This is a genomic window from Streptomyces coelicoflavus (genome assembly GCF_045041415.1).
GTDB classification, from domain to species: domain Bacteria; phylum Actinomycetota; class Actinomycetes; order Streptomycetales; family Streptomycetaceae; genus Streptomyces; species Streptomyces coelicoflavus.
Map to the genome: position 1 here is coordinate 3,841,889 of NZ_CP108218.1, position 20,588 is coordinate 3,862,476.

Here is a 20,588-nt window from a genome sequence, read left to right on the forward strand (position 1 = left end):
CGAACGGTAACCCGACGAACCCTGTTCCTGCCGCCCGGAGTGCTCACCTGCCCCGACCCGGGTATCCGGAGCGCGATCCCCCGGTTACCCGGGCCGCGCCGTGGCCCGGCCCTGCGACCTGCTCCTCACACCCGCGTCAGGCACCACGCCCCGAGGCCCAGCGCGATCACCGCGGCGACGCTCGCGACGGTCGCCGATGCGACGGGGCTCACACCGAGCGCGACGGGGCGGCCGTGCCGCAGCCGCGTCGTGGTCCACGCCAGCAGACCGGCCCCGAACAGGGCGAACACCACTCCCGCGAAGATCGCCGGCCCGCTCTCCATGGTCCCCGTGCCCCTTTTCTCCAGCCCGCGCGTGTCCAGCCTCCGGGAGGCTGTCACGCGCGGGCGGCGGGCAGGCGAACCCGAGGTGAACGGGGAGCCGACGGGTCCGCCGGGTGCGGTCGGACGCGGCCGGTTCGCCGTACCCGGGCGGGGCGGGCTGCTCGGGCGGGCTTCCCGGGCGGCCCGGAGAAAGAAATGGGTGTGCGCACCCATGCCCGGTGATCCGGGCCCCCGCTACGGGGGTTCGAGGAAGCCCTGCTCCACCAGCAGGCGGATCTGCGCGGGCGTGCGGTCGCGCAGGGCGACCGGGTCCTCGCCCACCAGCTGGGCGATGGCGTCCAGGATGCGGCCCGCGCTCATCGTGCCGTCGCAGACGCCCGCGAAACCGGCGCCGACCGTGTCGACCCGGGTGGCCCGGCGCATGCCGCGGTTCTGGCGCAGCACGACGTGCTCCGGGTCCTCGGCGCCGGGCAGCCCGACCTGCTCCTGGACGACCTCGCCGGCCAGCGTGAAGTGCGCCTCCAGGAGGGCCGCGTCGTCGTGGGAGCGCAGGTAGTCGACGCGGTCGAAGTGGGTGCGCACGGTCTCGCCGAGCGGCTGCTCCACCGGGTGCGGCCACTCCTCCACGACGACGGAGGGCTCGGCGGCCGCGGTCCGGCGCAGTGTGATCCAGCCGAAGCCGACGGCCCTGACCTTGCGCGCCTCGAACTCGTCCAGCCACGCGTCGTACCGCGCCTGGTACGCGGCCGGGTCACCGCGGTGGTCGCCCGCGTCGCGCAGCCACAGCTCGGCGTACTGGGTGACGTCCTGCACCTCGCGCTGCACGATCCAGGCGTCGCAGCCGCGCGGCACCCAGGCGCGCAGCCGGTCCGTCCACTCCTCCCCCTCCACGTGCTGCCAGTTGGCGAGGAAGTGCGCGAACCCGCCCTCGTTCAGGCGCTCCCCCGTCTGCTGAACGAGCGAGCGGCACAGATCGTCCCCGCCCATCCCGCCGTCGCGGTAGGTGAGCCGGGCGCCCGGTGAGATCACGAACGGCGGGTTGGAGACGACGAGGTCGTACGTCGCGTCGTCGTCGACCGGTTCGTAGAGGGAGCCCTCGCGCAGGTCGGCGGCCGGGGCTCCGGACAGGGCGAGGGTGAGTGCGGCGATGTGCAGCGCGCGCGGGTTGACGTCGGTGGCGGTCACGCGCGTGGCGTGCGCGGCGGCGTGCAGCGCCTGGATGCCGGAGCCGGTGCCGAGGTCGAGGGCGGCGGCGACGGGCGTACGGACGGTGAGGCCCGCCAGGGTCGTGGAGGCGCCGCCGACGCCGAGGACGACGCCCTCGGCGTGGCTGCCGATGCCGCCGGCGCCGCCGACCGCGCAGCCCAGGTCGGAGACGATGAACCAGTCCTCGCCACCGGGCCCGCCGTAGGGCCGTACGTCCACGGTGGCCGTCACCTCGTCGTCGCCCGCGCGGTCGAGCCAGCCGCTCTCCAGACAGCCGTCGACGGGCAGGACGTCCGCCACGCGCGCGCGGGGGACGGGTTGCTGGAGCAGGAAGAGCCGGACGAGCAGTTCGAGCGCCGTGTCGCCGCGGGTCGCCCGGAGCGCGGGCACGGTCTCGCTGCGCGACAGTGCCGCGTAGGCGGGGGCGCCGAGCAGCTCCAGCAGTCCGTCGGCGGTGAAGGACGCCCCGAGCAGGGCGTCCCGCAGCCGGACGGTGACGTCGGGGCGGTCGGCGGAGGGCAGGGGGGACAGGCTGGCGTTACTCACACCCCCATTGTGGCCCGGCGGTCGGCGCCCCGCCCCGCGTCCGCGTGGGGACGCGGGACGGAACTCGGGGCGGGGTGCGGGCGGGACTCGGGGGGACGCCGCCCCGGTCAGCCCTTGGCGGCGGACGGCGTCGCCGAGGCCGACTTGCAGCTGGGCTGCTTGGCCATCGCCTTGCCGACGTCGCCCTCCTCGAGGGTCTTCAGCGCGTCGCTGCCGCTCTTGCTGAGCTTGTTCAGCTCGGTGGCGATGTCCTTGAGACCGTCGGCGAACTCGGCCTGGTCCTTGGTGTTGAGCTTCTCCACCTGCTGGCGCAGGGAGGCGTACGAGGAGGAGAGGCCGTTCAGCTCGGTGACCGCGTCCTTCTGCTTCTTCTCGCCGTCGTCGACGTCCGGGGGGCCCGCCTTCTGGACGGTGGCGCCCATCGCCTTGTAGGCGTCGGACATGTCCTGGAACGCCTTCGCGTCGGTCTTCTGGACCTCGGCCGGCGTGCTGCTGTCCGAGGTCTCCTTCTGGATCGCCGCGTTGGCCGCCGCGATCTTCTTGGCCTGCGGCTGCACGCCCTCGCAGACCTCCTTGGCCCAGGAGTCCAGCTTCTCGTTGTCGTCGCTGCCGCCGCATCCCGTCAGCGCCAGTACCAGTACCGCACCGCCGGACAGTGCGACCGCGAGCTTCTTGTTCACCGGATTGGTCCCTTCCATGGCTCTCGGCCCCGGAACATACACGCCGGATGGGGGACATCCACCGGACGAACATCCGTTATGACGGTATTGAAGCCATTTGCACCAAGAGACAGCAAGGGAGAGAAGGCTCACGGCGTGAGGGGCGCACACGCGCGAAACGGGCGGACGACGCGTCAACACGCGCCCTCCGCCCGTCCTTTGCACCCCTCCTCCGGCCAGGCCGTACGGCGGGCTCGTGGCCGGGTGCCTACGAAACCACCGCCGGATCGGCCGACTTGGGCCGCTCGTCGGTGTCGTCCTCGTCACCCATGGCGATCCTGCGCCGTTTGGAGACGTAGACCGCCGCCGCGATGACGAGGAACGCGACGACGGCGATCAGCACCCGTACGCCGACGCTCTTGTCCGCTCCGTAGGAGAACTTGATGACCGCGGGCGCGATGAGCAGCGCCACCAGGTTCATGACCTTCAGCAGCGGGTTGATGGCCGGGCCGGCGGTGTCCTTGAAGGGGTCGCCGACCGTGTCGCCGATGACGGTGGCGGCGTGGGCCTCGCTGCCCTTGCCGCCGTGGTGGCCGTCCTCGACGAGTTTCTTGGCGTTGTCCCAGGAACCGCCGGAGTTGGCGAGGAACACCGCCATCAGCGTGCCCGCGCCGATCGCGCCCGCCAGGAAGGCGCCGAGCGCGCCCACGCCGAGGGTGAAGCCGATGAAGATGGGTGCCATCACGGCGAGCAGTCCGGGCGTGGCGAGTTCCCGCAGGGCGTCCCTGGTGCAGATGTCGACGACCTTGCCGTACTCGGGTTTCTCGCTGTAGTCCATGATTCCGGGCCGTTCCCGGAACTGCCGCCGCACCTCGTAGACCACCGCGCCCGCCGACCGCGACACCGCGTTGATCGCCAGCCCCGAGAAGAGGAAGACGACCGCCGCTCCGGCGATGAGCCCGACGAGGTTGTTGGGCTGCGAGATGTCCATCATCAGGTTCATCGGCGCGCCCTCGCCGCTGAGTTTCTCGCCCACGTCCGCCGCGCCGGTGGTGATGGCGTCGCGGTACGACCCGAAGAGGGCCGCGGCGGCGAGTACGGCGGTGGCGATGGCGATGCCCTTGGTGATGGCCTTGGTGGTGTTGCCGACGGCGTCCAGGTCGGTGAGCACCTGGGCGCCGGCACCCTCGACGTCGCCGGACATCTCGGCGATGCCCTGCGCGTTGTCGGAGACCGGCCCGAAGGTGTCCATGGCGACGATCACACCGACCGTGGTGAGCAGACCGGTGCCGGCCAGCGCCACCGCGAACAGCGCCAGCATGATCGAGGTACCACCGAGCAGGAAGGCCCCGTAGACGCCGAGACCGATCAACAGGGCGGTGTAGACCGCGGATTCGAGGCCGAGCGAGATCCCGGCGAGGACGACGGTGGCGGGACCGGTGAGCGAGCTCTTGCCGATGTCCTTGACCGGGCGCCGGGTGGTCTCGGTGAAGTAGCCGGTGAGCTGCTGGATCAGGGCCGCGAGCACGATGCCGATCGCGACGGCGACCAGGGCGAGGATCCGCGGGTCGCCGCTCCTGCCGGCGATCGCGGCGTCGGTGACGCCGTCCAGTTCGGCGTAGCTGCCGGGCAGGTAGACGAAGACGGCGACCGCCACCAGCACCAGCGAGATCACCGCGGAGATGAAGAAGCCCCGGTTGATCGCGCTCATGCCGCTGCGGTCGGACCGCCGGGGCGCCACCGCGAAGATGCCGATCATGGCGGTGAGCACACCGATCGCCGGGACCAGCAGCGGGAACGCCAGCCCGGAGTCGCCGAAGGCGACCTTGCCGAGGATCAGCGCGGCCACCAGGGTGACGGCGTACGACTCGAAGAGGTCGGCGGCCATGCCCGCGCAGTCGCCGACGTTGTCGCCCACGTTGTCGGCGATGGTCGCGGCATTGCGCGGATCGTCCTCCGGGATGCCCTGTTCGACCTTGCCGACCAGGTCGGCGCCGACGTCGGCGGCCTTGGTGAAGATGCCGCCGCCGACGCGCATGAACATCGCGATCAGCGCGGCGCCGAGGCCGAATCCTTCCAGGACCTTCGGCGCGTCGGCCGCGTACACCAGCACCACGCAGCAGGCGCCCAGCAGGCCCAGTCCCACCGTGAACATGCCGACGACGCCACCCGTGCGGAACGCGATCTTCGTCGCTTTGTGCGAGACGAGAGTGAGATCCTTTTCCGGTTCGCCGGGTGCCGGTGTCGCTTCCCGCGCCGCCGCGGCGACGCGCACATTGCTGCGTACGGCGAGCCACATGCCGATATAGCCGGTGGCCGCCGAGAACGCCGCGCCGATCAGAAAGAAGATCGAACGCCCGGCACGTTGATTCCAGTCGTCCGCGGGCAGCAGCATGAGCAGGAAGAACACGACCACGGCGAATACGCCGAGCGTGCGCAACTGCCGGGCCAGATAGGCGTTGGCGCCTTCCTGGACGGCCGCCGCGATCTTCTTCATGCTGTCGGTTCCCTCGCCCGCCGCGAGCACCTGGCGCACCAGGACGCCGGCGAGCACCAGCGCGGCCAGCGCGACGACCGCGATGACCGCGACCAGGGCGCGGTTTCCGTCGGTCAGCACGGCGGCTGCGAGATGAGAGGTAGGAAGCTCCGCCATTCGTCCTCCTTGACGCTTGGGCTGAGCTCAAGATGTGGACGGGATTGTAGGTACCGGAAGCCGATCAAAACAGTGCACGACAAAAGGAATTGCTCTGTCAACCAGAAGGCGGCCGGAAGTAGTAATGCCCCTCCGGCATTAATTCCGTGATCCGTTCGGTGACCGCTTGATGATCCGTTTCACTAACGACTTGGTGATCACTTTCCCAGGCCATTGATCGTGAATGAATTCACTTAAGGGCGCCACGGGACCAATGTATGTCCGCGCATGACAAAGGGCCCCACCAGGTGGGGCCCTCCGGGTGACGCAGGGGTGGTGCAGGATGGTGCAGGGGTGACGCGGGGGATCAGATCGGCGGCAGCACCGCCGGCGCGGTGGGCCAGGTCATGCGGATCAGTCCGCCGTCCTCGCCCGCCGAGACCTCCACGTCGTCGACGAGGCCGCTGATGACCGCGAGGCCCATCTCGTCCTCCTCGGCCTCCGGCTCGTCGGCGCCGTCCCCCGAGGTCTTGCCCCCGGGGACGGCGTGCGGCGCCTCGTCACCGACCTCGATGGAGAACTGCTTCTCCTCCTCGATCAGCGACACCTTGACCGGCGCCGTGATGCCGACGTGCTGATGCAGGCCCACAGCCCGGGTGCAGGCCTCGCCGACGGCGAGCCTGACCTCGTCGAGGACGGCCTCGTCCACTCCGGCCCTGCGCGCCACCGCGGCCGCCACCAGACGGGCGGTCCGGACGTGCTCGGGCAGCGCGCTGAAGCGGAGTTCGACGGTGGCCATGCATCCCCCTCGGAACTACGGGCGTGCTTTCGAGGGTCCGGGCCGCCGACAGCCCGGACCCCCCTCGTTCTACTTGCTGTCCCGGGCCCCGAGGGGCCCGGGACCGGTCGTCAGTCGGTGGCCGCCACCGCTTCCTCGACCGAGGTGTGAATGGGGAACACCTTGGTGAGGCCGGTGATACGGAAGATCTTGAGAATGCGCTCCTGGTTGCAGACCAGCCGCAGCGAGCCCTCATGGGCACGCACCCGCTTCAGTCCACCCACCAGCACGCCGAGCCCTGTGGAGTCGAGGAAGTCCACGCCCTCCATGTCGACGACGAGGTGGAAACTCCCGTCGTTCACGAGCTCGACCAGCTGCTCACGCAGCTTGGGCGCGGTGTATACGTCAATTTCGCCACCGACCTCGACGACCGTACGATCGCCGACGGTACGGGTCGACAGGGACAGGTCCACGGATCCTCCAGCACCTTGCTATCGAGCGGTCGTCCCTCGGGACACCTCGGCTTGAAGCCCCCAGGACGGTTCGCCAGCCGCGATGGCATTCAATCACTTACCGGCAGGCGTGCACGACGCCTTGGTCCCATTGTCCGTCACGCCAGTGACAGACTCGGTGCCGATGGCCAAGAATCACCGACCCGATCGATCCCCGGCGGAGCCCGGCTCCCGGCCGGAACCGGGCATGCTCCTGGACCGGCTCGCCGCGGGACCGAGCCGGGCTGCGCGCATCACTCATACGGAGCACTTGCCCCCGCGTGCGGGCCGTCATGCCGTCTGGCCGGACCGGATTCGGCCGGAGGTCCTCGCCGCGGTGCGGGCCGCGGGCATCGAACACCCCTGGGCCCACCAGGCACGCGTGGCCGAGCACGCCCTGGACGGCGACTCGGTGGTCGTCGCCACGGGCACCGCGTCGGGCAAGTCCCTGGCCTATCTGGTGCCGGTCCTGTCTGCCCTCGTGGACGGCTCCGAGGCTCCGAACGGGCGTGGCGCCACCACCCTCTACCTGGCCCCCACCAAGGCGCTGGCGGCCGACCAGTGCCGGTCCGTGAAGGAACTTTCACATCCGCTGGGCACATCCGTCCGGGCAGCGGTCTACGACGGCGACACACCGTTCGAGGAACGCGAGTGGATCCGCCAGTACGGCACGTACGTCCTGACCAACCCGGACATGCTGCACCGCGGCATCCTGCCCTCCCATCCCCGCTGGTCCTCCTTCCTGAGGGCGCTGAAGTACGTCGTGATCGACGAGTGCCACACCTATCGCGGCGTCTTCGGCTCCCACGTCGCCCAGGTGCTGCGCAGACTGCGCAGACTGTGCGCCCGCTACGGCGCGTCGCCCGTCTTCCTGCTCGCCTCCGCCACCGCCGCCGAGCCCGCGGTGGCCGCCCGCCGGCTCACCGGACTGCCGGTGGTCGAGGTCGCCGACGACGCGTCACCGCGCGGAGAACTGGTGTTCGCCCTGTGGGAACCTCCGCTGACCGAACTGGAGGGCGAGAAGGGCGCGCCGGTACGCCGCACCGCCACCGCCGAGGCCGCGGACTTGCTCACCGACCTCACCGTGCAGGGCATGCGGTCGATCACCTTCGTGCGCTCCCGGCGCGGCGCCGAGCTGATCTCGGTGATCGCCCAGGAACGCCTGGCCGAGGTCGACCGCTCCCTGGCCGGGCGTGTGGCGGCCTACCGCGGCGGCTACCTCCCCGAGGAGCGCCGCGCCCTGGAACGCGCCCTGCACTCGGGTGACCTCCTCGGCCTCGCCGCGACGAACGCCCTCGAACTCGGCCTCGACATCTCCGGCCTGGACGCCGTGGTGATCGCCGGGTACCCGGGCACGCGCGCCTCGCTGTGGCAGCAGGCGGGACGGGCGGGCCGGGCCGGACAGGGGGCGCTGGCCGTGCTGGTCGCCCGTGACGACCCGCTGGACACCTTCCTCGTCCACCACCCGGAGGCCCTGTTCGACCAGCCGGTGGAGTCCACGGTCCTCGACCCGGACAATCCGTACGTCCTCGCCCCCCACCTGTGCGCGGCCGCTGCCGAACTCCCCCTGACGGAGGAGGACCTGAAGCTCTTCGGCCCCGCCTGCGAAGAACTGCTGCCCCAGCTGGAGGCGGCGAAGCTGCTGCGCCGGCGTACCCGGGCCTGGCACTGGACCCGGCGCGCGCGCGCCGCCGACCTGACGGACATCCGCGGGGAGGGCGGACGCCCGGTCCAGGTCGTCGAGGAGGGCACGGGCAGGCTGCTGGGCACGGTGGACGCCGGTGCCGCCCACACGACCGTCCACGAGGGCGCCGTCCACCTCCACCAGGGGCGCACGTACCTCGTCCGCTCCCTGGACCTGGAGGACTCCGTCGCGCTGGTCGAACAGGCCACGCCCGCCTACTCGACGGTGGCCCGCGACACGACGGCGATCTCGGTCCTGGAGACCGACGTCGAGGTCCCCTGGGGCGGCGGGCGCCTCTGCTACGGCTCCGTCGAGGTCACCAACCAAGTGGTCTCCTTCCTGCGCCGGCGCCTGATCACCGGCGAGGTCCTGGGCGAGACGAAGCTCGACCTGCCACCCCGGACGCTGCGTACCCGCGCGGTGTGGTGGACGGTCACCGAGGACCAGCTGGACGAGGCCCGGATCAACCCGGAGATCCTCGGCGGGGCCCTGCACGCCGCCGAGCACGCCTCGATCGGCATGCTGCCCCTGTTCGCCACCTGCGACCGCTGGGACATCGGCGGCGTGTCGGTCCCCCTGCACCCGGACACGCTGCTGCCGACGGTCTTCGTGTACGACGGCCACCCCGGCGGCGCGGGGTTCGCCGAGCGCGCCTTCCACACGGCCCGCGACTGGCTCACCGCCACCCGGGAGGCCATCGCCTCCTGCGAGTGCGACGCCGGCTGCCCGTCCTGCATCCAGTCCCCCAAGTGCGGCAACGGCAACGATCCGCTGCACAAACGGGGGGCGGTACGGCTCCTCACGGTGCTGCTGCGGGGAGCACCACAGCCGCCGGAGTAGGGAGAGCGGACGGCGGGCGCGGTGCGGGGGACCCGCGCGGGGGCAGTGCGGGCGTGGTGAGCGGGGTCAGTGCCGGGCTGAGCGGGGTCAGTGCGGGGGACGCGGGCGTGGCCGGGCCCGCCCGCGCCCGGATCTCCGCCGTGAACGGCTCCCTGCCCGACGCCGCCGTCACGTCCGAGACCTGCCCGGTGAGGACGCACCGCACCAACCGCACCCCCTGGGCCCGCGCGACCCGGTCCGCACGGTCGCACGCCGCCGTGCCTCCCTCGGCCCAGTGATCCGCCGCTGCCAGCGCCGCCAGATCGGCGCCGCCCGCCGCACGATGACGGGCGACGACTGCCTGCCCGAGGGCGAGCACGACGCCGAACACCAGGCACAGAACGGCGATGGCGGCCACGCTCCATACGGTCGCCGAACCCCGGTCGGGCGCGGCCCTCACGGCGTCGCGCCGCCTCACGACTCCGCCCCCGCCGGCGCCGCCCCCACCGTCTGTTCCACCGAGGCCACGGCCTCCTCCCGTACCTCGAAGGGCAACCCGTGCAGGGCCGGCGGGTCGGCCACCACGACCACACGGACCAGGCCCGCCTCCCGGCTGACCGTGACCCTCGCCCCGCGCGGTGCCGCCTCACGGGCGACCTCCACGACCGCGCCGACCGGGTCCTGTCGTGCCGCCGCGCGGGCGCCCGTCCGGGCCGCGTCCACACACTGGATCTGGGCGGCCACCACGAGCAGACCCCACGCCAGCGCCATCGCGAACACCACCAGCACCGGAAGCACCACAGCCGTCTCCGCCGTCACGAAACCGCCGTCCGGCCTGCCCCCTGACCTGCCCTCCGGCCTGCTCTCCGGCCCGTCGAGTGGCCTGTCGAGTGGCCCGTCGAGTGGCCCGTCGAGTGGCCTGTCGTCCGATCCGCCGTGCGGGTGGCGACCGCGGGCTGCCCGGGAACCCGCGGCCCGGGCTTGCGTCCTCGCCACCCGGTCACATCCGCGCATCGAGGGCTCGCTTCACGATGCCCTGCAGCTCCGCGCTGACCGCGCCGCTTGTCACGACCTTGTAGAGGACCACGGCGAAGGCCACCGCCGCGACGATTCCCATCGCGTACTCGGACGTGACCATGCCCGCGTCCCGCCGCAGGCCCCCGTGCCGCGCGGCCCGCCGCTTCAAGGCCGTACCCGCTCCGCACACCAGGGCACGCAGCCGTGCCCGTACCACCTGATACATCACAACCCCCGTGAGGTTCGATCCTGTTGCTCACTTGCTCGTCCGTCGCCCGTGCGTCGGACCTCCGCTTTCCGGCCCCGTCGCCGGTGCGTTCCGGATCGTCAGCCACCGCCTTCCCCGGGTCCCAGGACCCCGCCGGCCAGTCCGATGACCACCGGCAGCACGCCCACCGCGATGAACGCGGGCAGGAAGCACAGGCCCACCGGCGCGGTGACCATGACCGCCGCCCGACGGGCCCGAGCCGTCGTGGTGCGAGCCCAGTCGGCACGGGCCTGGGCGGCCAGCCGGGCCACCGGGCCCGCCGCGGGCAGGCCGGACACCTCGGCCCGTTCCAGCAGCCGGGCAAGGGGCGCCGCACCCGGCACAGCGGCGAGCCCTCGCCAGGCGCCGTCCGGTTCACCGCCGAGACGCACCTCCGCGGCGCCGTGCCCCAGCGCGTCCCCGACCGGTCCGCCCAGGGCGTCGCCGACCGCCCGTGCGGCCGTGACCGGACTCGCGCCCGCCGCGACGCAGGCAGCCAGCAGGTCGGCCGCCAGGGGAAGCTGGCGGACGGCGGCCGCGGCGGTGGCCTGCGCCGCCGCCGTTCCGGCGGCCGAGCGACGGGCACTCCAACGCCACAGTGCGGCGGCGCCCATCAGTCCGCCCAGGATCCCGGCCACACCGCCGATCAGGGCCCAGCCCGCGCCCACCGTGCCGAGCAGCGGCAGCCACGGGCGGACGGTGTTCAGCACCTCGGTGTGCCGCGGGGCGGAACGAGCCGGTTCCGGTGCCAGCAGGCCTGCGAGCCGTCTGCGCAGCGCCCGCTGCCGCCGCGTGGCCGCGAGACCGCGCGTCAGCCATCCGACGACCAGCGCCGTCCCCACCACTACCCCCAGCCTGTGGACAAGGTCGCCGTTCACGAGGCCGCCTCCGCCCCGCGCACGATCCGCGTCACCCACCAGACGCCCAGACCCTCCAGCGCCCCACCGGCCAGCAGACAACCCAGTCCGGCTCCGGTGTGCAGCAACACGCGCAGGGGGTCGGATCCGAGGGCGACGCCGAGCAGCAGGCCGAGGACCGGCAGACCGGCCAGCATCACGGCCGTGGCCCGGGCGCCCGCCAGTTGGGCACGCAGGTCGGAGCGCTGGTCCCGCTCGGCACGCAGCGCGCCCTCCAGCCGGTCGAGACCGGCCGCGAGCCCGGCCCCCTGGTCCACCGCGACCCGCCAGCACGCCGCGAGACCGCGCAGTCCCTCGGCGCCGGGTTGCCCTGCCGCCGCCGCGAGCGCCCCGGGGACGTCCCCGCCGAACCTGGCCGCCGCGAGCACAGCCGCCTGCCCGTCGCCGAGCCCGTCGCAGTCGTACGCGGCACCCAGCAGGGCCTCGCCCGGCTGTCGCCCCGATCTGACCTCCCCGGCAAGCGTCCCGCACAGCGCGATCACCGCGTCCTGCCGGTGCTCCCGGGCCCGCCGCTCCCTGCCGGCCAGGCGCATCCGCCGCAGCAGCGGCACCCCCGCCACTCCCGCGACGACCGGCAGCACCGAGTCGCCCAGGAGCGCCAGCACCAGACCGGCGGCCAGTGACCCCCATTCGGGCCTCATCCGGCCACGGATCCGCCGCAGCCCGTCGGTCACCCGGTCCGCGGGAGACAGCGGCCCCGTGCCGCCGGCCCCGCCCGTACCGGCCGCCCCGCCCGTACCGACCGCCTCGCCGGTGCCGGCGGTCCGGCCGGCCCGGGCTTCGGCCAGCACCCGTCGAGCCCGCCGTACGCCGGAGTGCCACCCGCCGCCCAGCCACGCGGCCGCGCCCAGGCAGACCAGTGCCACGCCCGTCCACAGCTCTCCCGCACCCACTGTGTCCGTCCTCACGGCACCCGTCCCCGCCACGCTCATCACCGTCGTACTCATCACCATCGGGCTCATCACCATCGGGCTCGTCACCGTCGTGCTCGTCACCGCTGCGTCTCCCGTCCGACGGCCCGCTCGTCGGGCCCGGCACCGCGCAACAGCTCCCGCAGCCGCTGCCAGCCGCGTTCGGCCACGAAGGCGTCCGCTCCCCATCGCAGTGCCGGTACCGTCCGCACCAGCCCCGAAGAGTCCCGCTCCAGGACGTGCACCTCGGCGATGCGGCGCCGGCCCGCGCGGTCACGGACCAGGTGGAGGACCACCGAGAGGGCCGCCGCGAGCTGGCTGTGCAGGGCCGCACGGTCCAGGCCGGCGGCCGTGCCGAGCGCCTCCAGCCGGGCCGGGACGTCGGCGGCGGCGTTGGCGTGCACGGTTCCGCACCCGCTGTGACCCGTGTTCAACGCGGCGAGCAGATGGGCCGCTTCGGGGCCGCGCACCTCGCCCACGACCAGCAGGTCCGGGCGCATGCGCAGGGCCTGCCGGACCAGGTCCTCAAGGGTGACCAGGCCCGCGCCCTCCTGGTTCGCCGGTCTGGTCTCCAACCGGACGACGTGCGGATGATCGGGTCGCAGCTCCGCCGAGTCCTCGGCCAGCACGATGCGCTCGTCCGGTCCGACGAGCCCGAGCAACGCGCTGAGCAGCGTCGTCTTGCCACTGCCCGTCCCACCGCTGACCAGGAAGGACAGCCGGGCCCGCACCAGAGCGCGCAGCACGCGGTCACCGCCGGGCGGTACGGTGCCCGCCGCCGCCAGCTCGTCGAGCGTGAAGGCACGCGGCCGAACCACCCGCAGCGACAGGCACGCGCACTCGACAGCGACCGGTGGCAGCACCGCGTGCAGCCGGGTGCCGTCGGGGAGCCTGGCGTCAACCCAGGGCCGGGCGTCGTCGAGCCGACGCCCGGCGACGGTGGCGAGGCGCTGCGCGAGCCGCCGTACGGCCCCCGCGTCCGGGAAGCTGACCGGGGTCAGCTCCAGGCCGCCTCCACGGTCCACCCACACACGGTCCGGAGCGGACACCAGTACGTCCGTCACCGACGGGTCGGCGAGCAGGGGTTCGAGGGGCCCGCTGCCGACCAGTTCCGACCTGAGCTGTTCGGCGGCACCGAGGATCTCGGCGTCCCCGAGCACCCGTCCCTGCTCCCGCAGTGCCTGCGCCACACGCGCGGGCGTCGGCTCGGCTCCGCTCTCGGCAAGCCGGCGCCGCACCCCGTCGAGCATCCCGGGCGCGGCGAGCATCCCCGACGCGGCGCCCGGACCTCTCGGCGACGCCGTCGCGAAGGGCCGCACGGAACCTCGCCCGTGTCCGTGCCCCTGCCCCTGCCCCTGCCCCTGCCCCTGCGGCTGTCCGGAAGCCGTGTCCGGAAATCCAGTGGGTGCCGGTCCCGCCGATGGTCCAGGGACGCGGCGCGCAGGCCCTCCCGTCGGCGATCCTCCGGCTTGCCGACGGGCCCAGCCCGGCGCCACCCTGGCCGCCGGCCCCTCGGACGCCACCGGGGTCGCCGGCCCCTCGCGCACCACCCGGCCCGTCAGTCCTTCGGGCGTCTCGTGACCGCTGCCGCCCGTCCGGCTCCTCACCGCCGCCCCCGCGGGCAGCTCCGCCGTCCCGCCCGGCTCCCTCGCAACCATCATGTCCACCTCGGCCCGCCTTTCTCCGCTCGCCACCGCTCGCCACCGCACCGCTCCAGCCACGTCCTTCATGGGGCACCGCCGACACCCCCGGCACTCCCGCCCCGCCCTTCCGACTCCGCCAGCGCCCGTTCCCAGAACTCCCGGCAGAAGCGCGCCAGCGGGCCGCGCGAAGGCGTACCCGGAGGACGTCTGCTCTCCGTGGCACGCAGCAGCCCGGACTCGACCGGCACCTCACCGGCCAGGGGCAGGCCGAGCAGCCGGGCCACCTCGCGGTCGTCGAGCCCGGAGGTGTACGGCCCTCGTACCGCCACCCGGAGGTCGCGCAGGACCATGCCGACCACGGCCGCCACCCGGCCCGCTGCCGCGACGGCCCGCAGCTCGGCGGGGACGACGAGGATCCCGACGTCGAGCTGCGCGAGGATCTCCGCGACGCCGTCGTCGATCCGGCGTGGCAGGTCCACGACGACGGTGCCGCCCCTTCGCCGGGCCGCGGCGAGCACCGCCCGTACGGCCTGCGGCGGTACCGCGACACAGTCACCCCGGTCCCAGCTGAGCACCCGCAGCGAGTGCAGCTCGGGCAGCGACTCCTCCAGGGCGCCGCCGCCGACCCGACCGCGGGAGGCCGCGAACGCCGGCCATCTCAGCCCGTCGGCCGTCTCGCCGCCGAGGAGGACGTCGAGGCCGCCGCCCATCGGATCGGCGTCCACCAGCAGACTGCGCAGCCCCTCCCGCGCGGAGGTGACGGCGAGCGCGCAGGCCAGCGTGGACGCTCCGGCGCCGCCCCGGCCACCGATGACGCCGACGGTGAGGGCCGGACGGCCGACGCCCTCCGCGACATCGGCGATGCGGTCGACCAGCCACTGCTCGCCGTCGGGCAGCATCAGGACATGGTCGGCGCCGATCTCGACCGCCCGCTGCCAGACCCCCGAGTCGTCCTGGTCACGGCCCACGAGGACCACTCCGCGTCTCCGAACGGCTCCGCGGACACGCCGCGCCGCGTCGTCCCCGACGAGCACCAGGGGCGCGGCCTCCCAACCGGTCGGCCACGCGGACGCCGAGGGCGTCAAGGATGTTGAGACCTCTGGGGGCGTTGAGGGTGTCGCCGCCGTGGGGAGCGCCGAAGGTGTCGAGGGCGGCCTCGCGGGCAGCGAGTGGTGCACCTCCGGCATGGCGCCCGCAGCGGCGCACAGGCGCAGCAGGTCGTCGAGGAGGTCCGGGTCCTCGGTGACGATCAGAGGCCCGCTCTGCCGCCCTCCGGCGGCGGGCGGTGGGTCGTACGTGATGGTTCCGGTCATGGTTCGCTTCCCCCTTCGGCGCGGCTCCCGCGGTCGCGCCGGTGTTCGCGGTGTCTCGTGGTTCTCGTCGTGTCCGGTCGGTCCAGTCGGTTCGGTCGGTCCGGTCCGGTCTGTTCGGTCGGTCCGGTCGTGTCCGGCCGGCCCAGTCGTGTCCGGCCGTCTGCCGGGGCGCGCACCGGTCATCGCGAGGCCCTGCGGCCCCGCGATTCGCGACCGTGCGAAGAACCGGAATCCGGTCCCGCACGAGCGGCCGACATCACGCGTCCGGCAAACAGATCCGGCCGGAGAACTCGACGCGGCCCGAACGCATGGCAATCACGGTGCAGCGATCCCGGAAATCGTGTGGATCTTGGTCAAAAGCTGTGGACAACTCGGTGGTTGTGAATATCGACTCACTCGAACCGGTGAGCCGGGACCGGCCCCGCTCCATCCCGCGTACGACTCCCGCAGAGCAGTGCGTCAACTACTCTGCGTAGCCAAAAGTGCTCACGACAGGTCTGGGCCCCGCGCCGCCACGGCACGGAGCCCAGACCATGGGGAAGAGTGAAGAAACCCACCCGGACATGCGACGACCCCCGCCGGGGGGGAGAGCGGGGGTCGTCTCCACGGCCGACTCGGGGGGGGAGGAGTCGGACCGGGTTAGCACGGTCGCGAACGATCCGTGACTTCCATGGTGTACCCGAGAGCCTTCTCAGGCAAACCCACGCGCCCCACCTTACGCCGAATGGGCTGCGCCTATGCTCAAGCTCGTGGAAAACCACTCCTTGGCCCACTCCGCGGCCCACTCGATGCCCCGCACTGCGGCCTTCTTCGACCTGGACAAGACGGTCATTGCGAAGTCGAGCACGCTCACGTTCAGCAAGTCGTTCTACCAAGGCGGGCTGATCAACCGCAGGGCCGTGTTGCGTACCGCATATGCCCAGTTCGTCTTCCTCGCCGGGGGAGCCGACCACGACCAGATGGAGCGGATGCGCGAGTACCTCTCCGCACTGTGCCGCGGGTGGAACGTCCAGTTGGTCAAGGAGCTGGTCGCCGAAACCCTGCACGATCTCATCGACCCGATCATCTACGACGAGGCGGCCTCCCTGATCGAGGAGCACCACACCGCCGGCCGCGACGTCGTGATCGTGTCCACGTCTGGTGCCGAGGTCGTCGAACCGATCGGTGAGCTGCTCGGTGCGGACCGGGTGGTGGCGACCCGCATGATCGTGGGTGACGACGGCTGCTTCACCGGGGAGGTGGAGTACTACGCGTACGGCCCGACCAAGGCGGAGGCGATCCGGGAACTGGCCGCGTCCGAGGGGTACGACCTGTCCCGCTGCTACGCCTACAGCGACTCGGCGACCGACCTGCCGATGCTGGAGGCCGTGGGTCACCCGCACGCGGTCAATCCGGACCGGGCGCTGCGTCGGGAGGCGCTCGCGCGCGAGTGGCCGATTCTCGATTTCCACCGTCCGGTGCGGCTCAAGCAGCGGCTCGGGGGACTGTCCGTGCCGCCGCGGCCCGCGCTCGTCGCCGCCGCCGCGATAGGCGCCGCGGCAGCCACCGCGGGCCTCGTCTGGTACGCGAGCCGACGCCGGTCCACGGCGGCCTGACCGGGCTCACCGGCCTGGGCGGCTTGGCCGCCCGGCCCCACCTGCCGGGTCACCCTTTCACCCGTGTATGAGCGCAAAAGTAAAGAAGTGCGGCGAGCACTTCCGCTTATTCGGGCCCAGGAGTACAAAGGACTCAACGGCCCGCGAGACCAAGGACATCCGAAAGGATCACCTTAAACACGCATTTGGCCCCACGGACCGAGCACGGACACCGGGCACCCACGCGACGTCGACCCGTCGATTACGGGCCAGCCGCACCAGGCGACGGGCGAAGTTCCCGACCTGATGGGCACATACCGAGGACGCTTGGTAACCCGGCGGTCGTGCCAGCGGCGGTACGAGCACTCGTACCGCCGCATTTCTGTGCCGCTCAGCCCGGGAGCCTCCCCAGGGCCCCGTCCTGCGAGCCCTACGCCGCCCCGCGCTGGAGTGCCTCGCACACCGCCGTCGACTCGCGGGCGCCCAGCGCGACCGCCTTGCCGCAGTGGGCGATCCAGGCGGCCATGCCTTCCGGAGTTCCGGAGACGTAGCCGTCGAGGGCCTTCAGATAGGCCGCGGGCCCCAGTTCGGCGTGGCCGACCTCGGCCGGGCAGACCGACTTCGGATCCAGGCCGCTGCCGACCAGGACGATGCGCTCGGCCGCGCGCGCGACGAGTCCGTTGTGAGAGGTGAACGGGCGCAGCGCCAGGATTTCCCCGTGCACCACGGCGGCCGTCACCAGCGCCGGCGCGGACCCGCCGGCCGTCACCAGCGCCGCCAGGCCGTCCAGACGACCGTGCGCCTCCTGGGCGTCGGGCAGCGGAAGTCCCACGAGCGGTTCGTCCACCGGCTCGCCCCGCCGGCGGGGCCGCCCCACCTCGTCGGCGTTGGTGGCGGCCGCCACCAGGTGCAGCCGGGCCAGCACCCGCAGCGGCGACTGGCGCCAGATGGACAGCAACTGTCCCGCCTCGGCGGTGAGCCGGAGCGCGGCGCCCACCGCGCGCGCCTCGTCGTCGCCGCCGAAGTCGCTGCGCCGGCGCACCTCTTCCAGCGCCCAGTCCGCCCCGGACAGCGCGGCCGAGCCCCGGGCGCCGCGCAGTGCCGCCTCGGAGGTGATCTCGTTGCTGCGGCGCCGCATGATCCGGTGGCCGTAGACGCGGTCCACGGCCTTGCGTACGGACTCCACTGACTCGGCCACCCCGGGCAGGGCGCCCAGGGCCGCGAGCGGATCGGCGTTCGCGCCTGTCGTACTCATGGGTAAGACCCTACGCAAACCCGCGCCGCACCCCACGAATGAGTGGTCTTCTTCACTCCTCCCCGGCCTCATGTGCCACGTACAGCTATCGAGCCACTACCGTTGGTGAACATGAAAATTGCTTTCGTCGGGAAGGGCGGCAGCGGCAAGACGACCCTGTCCTCCCTGTTCGTCCGCCACCTCGCCACCACCGGCGCGCCCGTCGTCGCGATCGACGCCGACATCAACCAGCACCTCGGGGCCGCGCTGGGCCTCGACGACGCGGAGGCTGCCGGACTGCCCGCGCTCGGCGAGCACCTTCCGCTGATCAAGGAGCATCTGCGGGGCAGCAACCCGCGCATCGCCTCCGCCGAGACGATGATCAAGACGACGCCGCCCGGCGAGGGGTCGCGCCTGCTGCGGGTGCGCGAGGACAACCCGGTCTACGACGCCTGCGCCCGGCCGGTGGAACTCGACGGCGGGACCGTCCGTTTGATGGTCACCGGGCCCTTCACCGACGCCGACCTGGGGGTGGCCTGCTACCACTCCAAGACGGGCGCGGTGGAGCTGTGTCTGAACCACCTGGTCGACGGCCGTGACGAGTACGTGGTGGTGGACATGACGGCCGGCTCGGACTCCTTCGCGTCCGGCATGTTCACCCGTTTCGACGTCACGTTCCTCGTCGCCGAGCCGACCCGGAAGGGGGTCTCCGTCTACCGCCAGTACAAGGAGTACGCCCGCGACTTCGGCGTCGCCCTGAAGGTCGTCGGCAACAAGGTGCAGGGCCCGGACGACCTCGACTTCCTGCGCGACCAGGTCGGGGAGGACCTGTTGGTCACCGTCGGGCACTCGGACTGGGTGCGCGCCATGGAAAAGGGCCGGCCGCCCCGGTTCGAGCTCCTGGAAGACGCCAACGGCCGGGCACTGCGCGCACTGCACACGGCCGTCGACGCGACGTACGAGCTCCGGGACTGGGCGCGGTACACGCGGCAGATGGTCCACTTCCACCTGAGGAACGCGCACAGTTGGGGCAACGAGCGCACCGGTGCCGACCTGGCGGCGCAGGTCGACCCCGGTTTCGTGCTCGGCGAGGAGATCACCGCCCCCGCGTGACCGTCCACGCGTCCCCGTCGGGCGGGCGGCGCTACCGCTTGGCGGCCGGCGCCCCGGGCACACCCTTCGGCGCCGGTGCGGGCGCCGCCGACAGGAAGGACGCCCACCCCTTCTCGGGAGCCTCCCCGACGCCGAGGGTGCGCAGCTTCTTCAGGACCTTCGGGTCCTGGGCGTCCAGCCAGTCCGCGAGTTGCCGGAAGGAGACGCAGCGCACCTCCTCCTTGTTGCACACGGTCTCGACGACCTCCTCGACGGCGCGCATGTAGGTGCCGCCGTTCCAGGACTCGAAGTGGTTGCCGATGATCAGGGGCGCACGGTTGCCGTCGTAGGCCCGTTCGAAGCCCTTGAGCAGGCTGTCACGCATCTGGTCGCCCCAGAACTCGCGCTTGGCGGGGTCGCCCTGGGTGGCGCTGCCCGACTGGTTGACCATGTAGTTGTAGTCCATGGTGAGCTGCTCGTAGGTGTGGCCGGGGAACGGCACGAGCTGCATCGACAGGTCCCACAGGCCCTCCTTCTTCGCCGGCCAGACCTGGTTGTTCACCCCGCTGCTGTCGTAGCGGAAGCCCATCTGGCTCGCGGCCTTCATGAAGTTCTTCTGGCCCTCGAGGCACGGGGTGCGGGCGCCGATCAGCTCCTTGTCGTAGTCGAAGGGCAGGGGCGCCGCGTTCTTCATGCCGGTGTTGGTCTTCCAGGTCTTCACGAACTGCTTGGCCTGCTTGATCTCCTCCTTCCACTCCTCGACGGACCACTCGCCGACCCCGCCGTTCGCGCCACAGAAGTGACCGTTGAAGTGGGTGCCGATCTCGTTGCCCTCCTGCCACGCCAGCCGCAGCTGCTTGACGGTGTCGGCGATGCCCTGCTCGTCGTTGAAGCCGATGTCGGAGCGGCCCGGCGAGTGCTGGGGCGGGCTGTACAGGTCCCGCTTCTCGGTCGGCAGCATGTACACGCCGCTCAGGAAGTACGTCATCGTGGCGTTGTTCTCCTTGGCCACTTCGCGGAAGTGGGAGAACAGCTTCTGACTGTCCTCACCCGCGCCGTCCCACGAGAACACCACGAACTGCGGGGGCTTCTGGCCGGGCTTGAGCCGTTCGGGCCGGGGCAGGTGCGGCTGGGCCCCGGTGTACGCGGTGGAACCGTCACCGATCAGCCGGACCGCGTTCTTCGGCGCCGGTGCCGCTTTCCCCTTCTCCTTCTCCGATCCTTGCGGGCCTTCCCCGGAACCGCTGCCGTTGTCGATCGCGCAACCGGCGAGCGACGCGGCGCAGACCGCGGCGACCACGGCGCGCGCGGCCATCCTGTGGGAGGCCATCCTGCGGGTGGCGGCCATGTCCGCCCACCTTCTTCCTTCTCTCGGGCCAACGCCGACGAGGCGATGTCGGGTGCTGAGCCGGGCCGTGCCGTCAGCGCCGTCAAGGTGACACGGAAATGAGAAGGAATTAGTACGACAAGCCGATGAAATAACTGATTCACTCCAATACGCG

At 72.2% G+C, this 20,588-nt stretch carries 18 protein-coding genes; 3 read left to right on the forward strand and 15 right to left on the reverse strand.

Annotated features, from left to right (window positions below):
* Nucleotides 1-125: 125 nt before the first annotated feature.
* The 6 genes from OHA99_RS16840 to bldG form a co-directional block, all read right to left on the reverse strand.
* Nucleotides 126-323 carry a hypothetical protein gene (locus OHA99_RS16840; RefSeq protein ID WP_007451901.1) on the reverse strand — a complete coding sequence of 66 codons (198 nt, stop codon included), beginning with the start codon at nt 321-323 and terminating at the stop codon, nt 126-128.
* Between the two features lie 234 nt (nt 324-557).
* Nucleotides 558-2,075, reverse strand: coding sequence for a methyltransferase (locus OHA99_RS16845; RefSeq protein WP_405696446.1), 1,518 nt, complete (start codon nt 2,073-2,075; stop codon nt 558-560).
* Nucleotides 2,076-2,182: 107 nt separating this feature from the next.
* Nucleotides 2,183-2,773 carry a hypothetical protein gene (locus OHA99_RS16850; protein WP_007451898.1) on the reverse strand — a complete coding sequence of 197 codons (591 nt, stop codon included), beginning with the start codon at nt 2,771-2,773 and terminating at the stop codon, nt 2,183-2,185.
* Nucleotides 2,774-3,002: 229 nt separating this feature from the next.
* Nucleotides 3,003-5,387: a sodium-translocating pyrophosphatase gene (locus tag OHA99_RS16855; RefSeq protein ID WP_405696449.1), complete on the reverse strand. Its 2,385-nt coding sequence runs from the start codon at nt 5,385-5,387 to the stop codon at nt 3,003-3,005.
* 346 nt (nt 5,388-5,733) lie between these two features.
* Nucleotides 5,734-6,165: an ATP-binding protein gene (locus OHA99_RS16860; RefSeq protein WP_087790074.1), complete on the reverse strand. Its 432-nt coding sequence runs from the start codon at nt 6,163-6,165 to the stop codon at nt 5,734-5,736.
* A gap of 110 nt (nt 6,166-6,275) precedes the next feature.
* Nucleotides 6,276-6,617 carry an anti-sigma factor antagonist BldG gene (bldG, locus tag OHA99_RS16865; RefSeq protein WP_003975386.1) on the reverse strand — a complete coding sequence of 114 codons (342 nt, stop codon included), beginning with the start codon at nt 6,615-6,617 and terminating at the stop codon, nt 6,276-6,278.
* An 82-nt stretch (nt 6,618-6,699) separates the two neighbouring features.
* Here bldG and OHA99_RS16870 point away from each other — a divergent pair, with 82 nt between their 5' ends.
* Complete coding sequence (locus OHA99_RS16870; RefSeq protein WP_405696451.1) at nt 6,700-9,159, forward strand: DEAD/DEAH box helicase; 2,460 nt, start codon at nt 6,700-6,702, stop codon at nt 9,157-9,159.
* On the opposite strand, the gene OHA99_RS16875 is transcribed toward OHA99_RS16870, so the two are convergent.
* From OHA99_RS16875 to ssd, 7 genes are all read right to left on the reverse strand, one after another.
* Nucleotides 9,119-9,616 (reverse strand): Rv3654c family TadE-like protein, encoded by a 498-nt coding sequence (locus OHA99_RS16875; protein ID WP_405696454.1) that lies wholly within the window; start codon nt 9,614-9,616, stop codon nt 9,119-9,121. The genes OHA99_RS16870 and OHA99_RS16875 overlap by 41 nt on opposite strands.
* Complete coding sequence (locus OHA99_RS16880) at nt 9,613-9,957, reverse strand: TadE family type IV pilus minor pilin (RefSeq protein WP_153178682.1); 345 nt, start codon at nt 9,955-9,957, stop codon at nt 9,613-9,615. Before OHA99_RS16880 ends, OHA99_RS16875 begins: the two co-directional genes overlap by 4 nt.
* Before the next feature lie 181 nt (nt 9,958-10,138).
* The gene (locus tag OHA99_RS16885; protein WP_405696457.1) at nt 10,139-10,381 is read right to left on the reverse strand and encodes a DUF4244 domain-containing protein; all 243 of its coding nucleotides are present in this window, start codon (nt 10,379-10,381) and stop codon (nt 10,139-10,141) included.
* A gap of 101 nt (nt 10,382-10,482) precedes the next feature.
* Nucleotides 10,483-11,280: a type II secretion system F family protein gene (locus OHA99_RS16890; protein WP_405696459.1), complete on the reverse strand. Its 798-nt coding sequence runs from the start codon at nt 11,278-11,280 to the stop codon at nt 10,483-10,485.
* Nucleotides 11,277-12,251, reverse strand: coding sequence for a type II secretion system F family protein (locus tag OHA99_RS16895; RefSeq protein WP_405698966.1), 975 nt, complete (start codon nt 12,249-12,251; stop codon nt 11,277-11,279). The genes OHA99_RS16890 and OHA99_RS16895 overlap by 4 nt, the downstream gene beginning before the upstream one ends.
* A 59-nt stretch (nt 12,252-12,310) precedes the next feature.
* Nucleotides 12,311-13,498, reverse strand: coding sequence for a TadA family conjugal transfer-associated ATPase (locus OHA99_RS16900; RefSeq protein ID WP_405696462.1), 1,188 nt, complete (start codon nt 13,496-13,498; stop codon nt 12,311-12,313).
* Nucleotides 13,499-13,956: 458 nt separating this feature from the next.
* Nucleotides 13,957-15,186, reverse strand: a complete 1,230-nt coding sequence (gene ssd / locus OHA99_RS16905; RefSeq protein WP_282879401.1) for a septum site-determining protein Ssd — start codon at nt 15,184-15,186, stop codon at nt 13,957-13,959.
* A 737-nt stretch (nt 15,187-15,923) separates the two neighbouring features.
* Between ssd and OHA99_RS16910 the strand changes: the two genes are divergently transcribed.
* Nucleotides 15,924-16,781, forward strand: coding sequence for an HAD family phosphatase (locus OHA99_RS16910; RefSeq protein ID WP_007452098.1), 858 nt, complete (start codon nt 15,924-15,926; stop codon nt 16,779-16,781).
* 409 nt (nt 16,782-17,190) lie between these two features.
* On the opposite strand, the gene OHA99_RS16915 is transcribed toward OHA99_RS16910, so the two are convergent.
* Entirely contained in the window at nt 17,191-18,015 is an 825-nt protein-coding gene (locus OHA99_RS16915) for a Fic family protein (protein WP_153178686.1), read from the reverse strand.
* 111 nt (nt 18,016-18,126) lie between these two features.
* Between OHA99_RS16915 and OHA99_RS16920 the strand changes: the two genes are divergently transcribed.
* Nucleotides 18,127-19,107 (forward strand): ATP-binding protein, encoded by a 981-nt coding sequence (locus OHA99_RS16920; RefSeq protein ID WP_405696465.1) that lies wholly within the window; start codon nt 18,127-18,129, stop codon nt 19,105-19,107.
* Between the two features lie 31 nt (nt 19,108-19,138).
* Here the strand turns inward: OHA99_RS16920 and OHA99_RS16925 are convergent, their stop codons facing one another.
* Nucleotides 19,139-20,434, reverse strand: coding sequence for a hypothetical protein (locus OHA99_RS16925; protein ID WP_153178688.1), 1,296 nt, complete (start codon nt 20,432-20,434; stop codon nt 19,139-19,141).
* Nucleotides 20,435-20,588 lie beyond the last annotated feature (154 nt).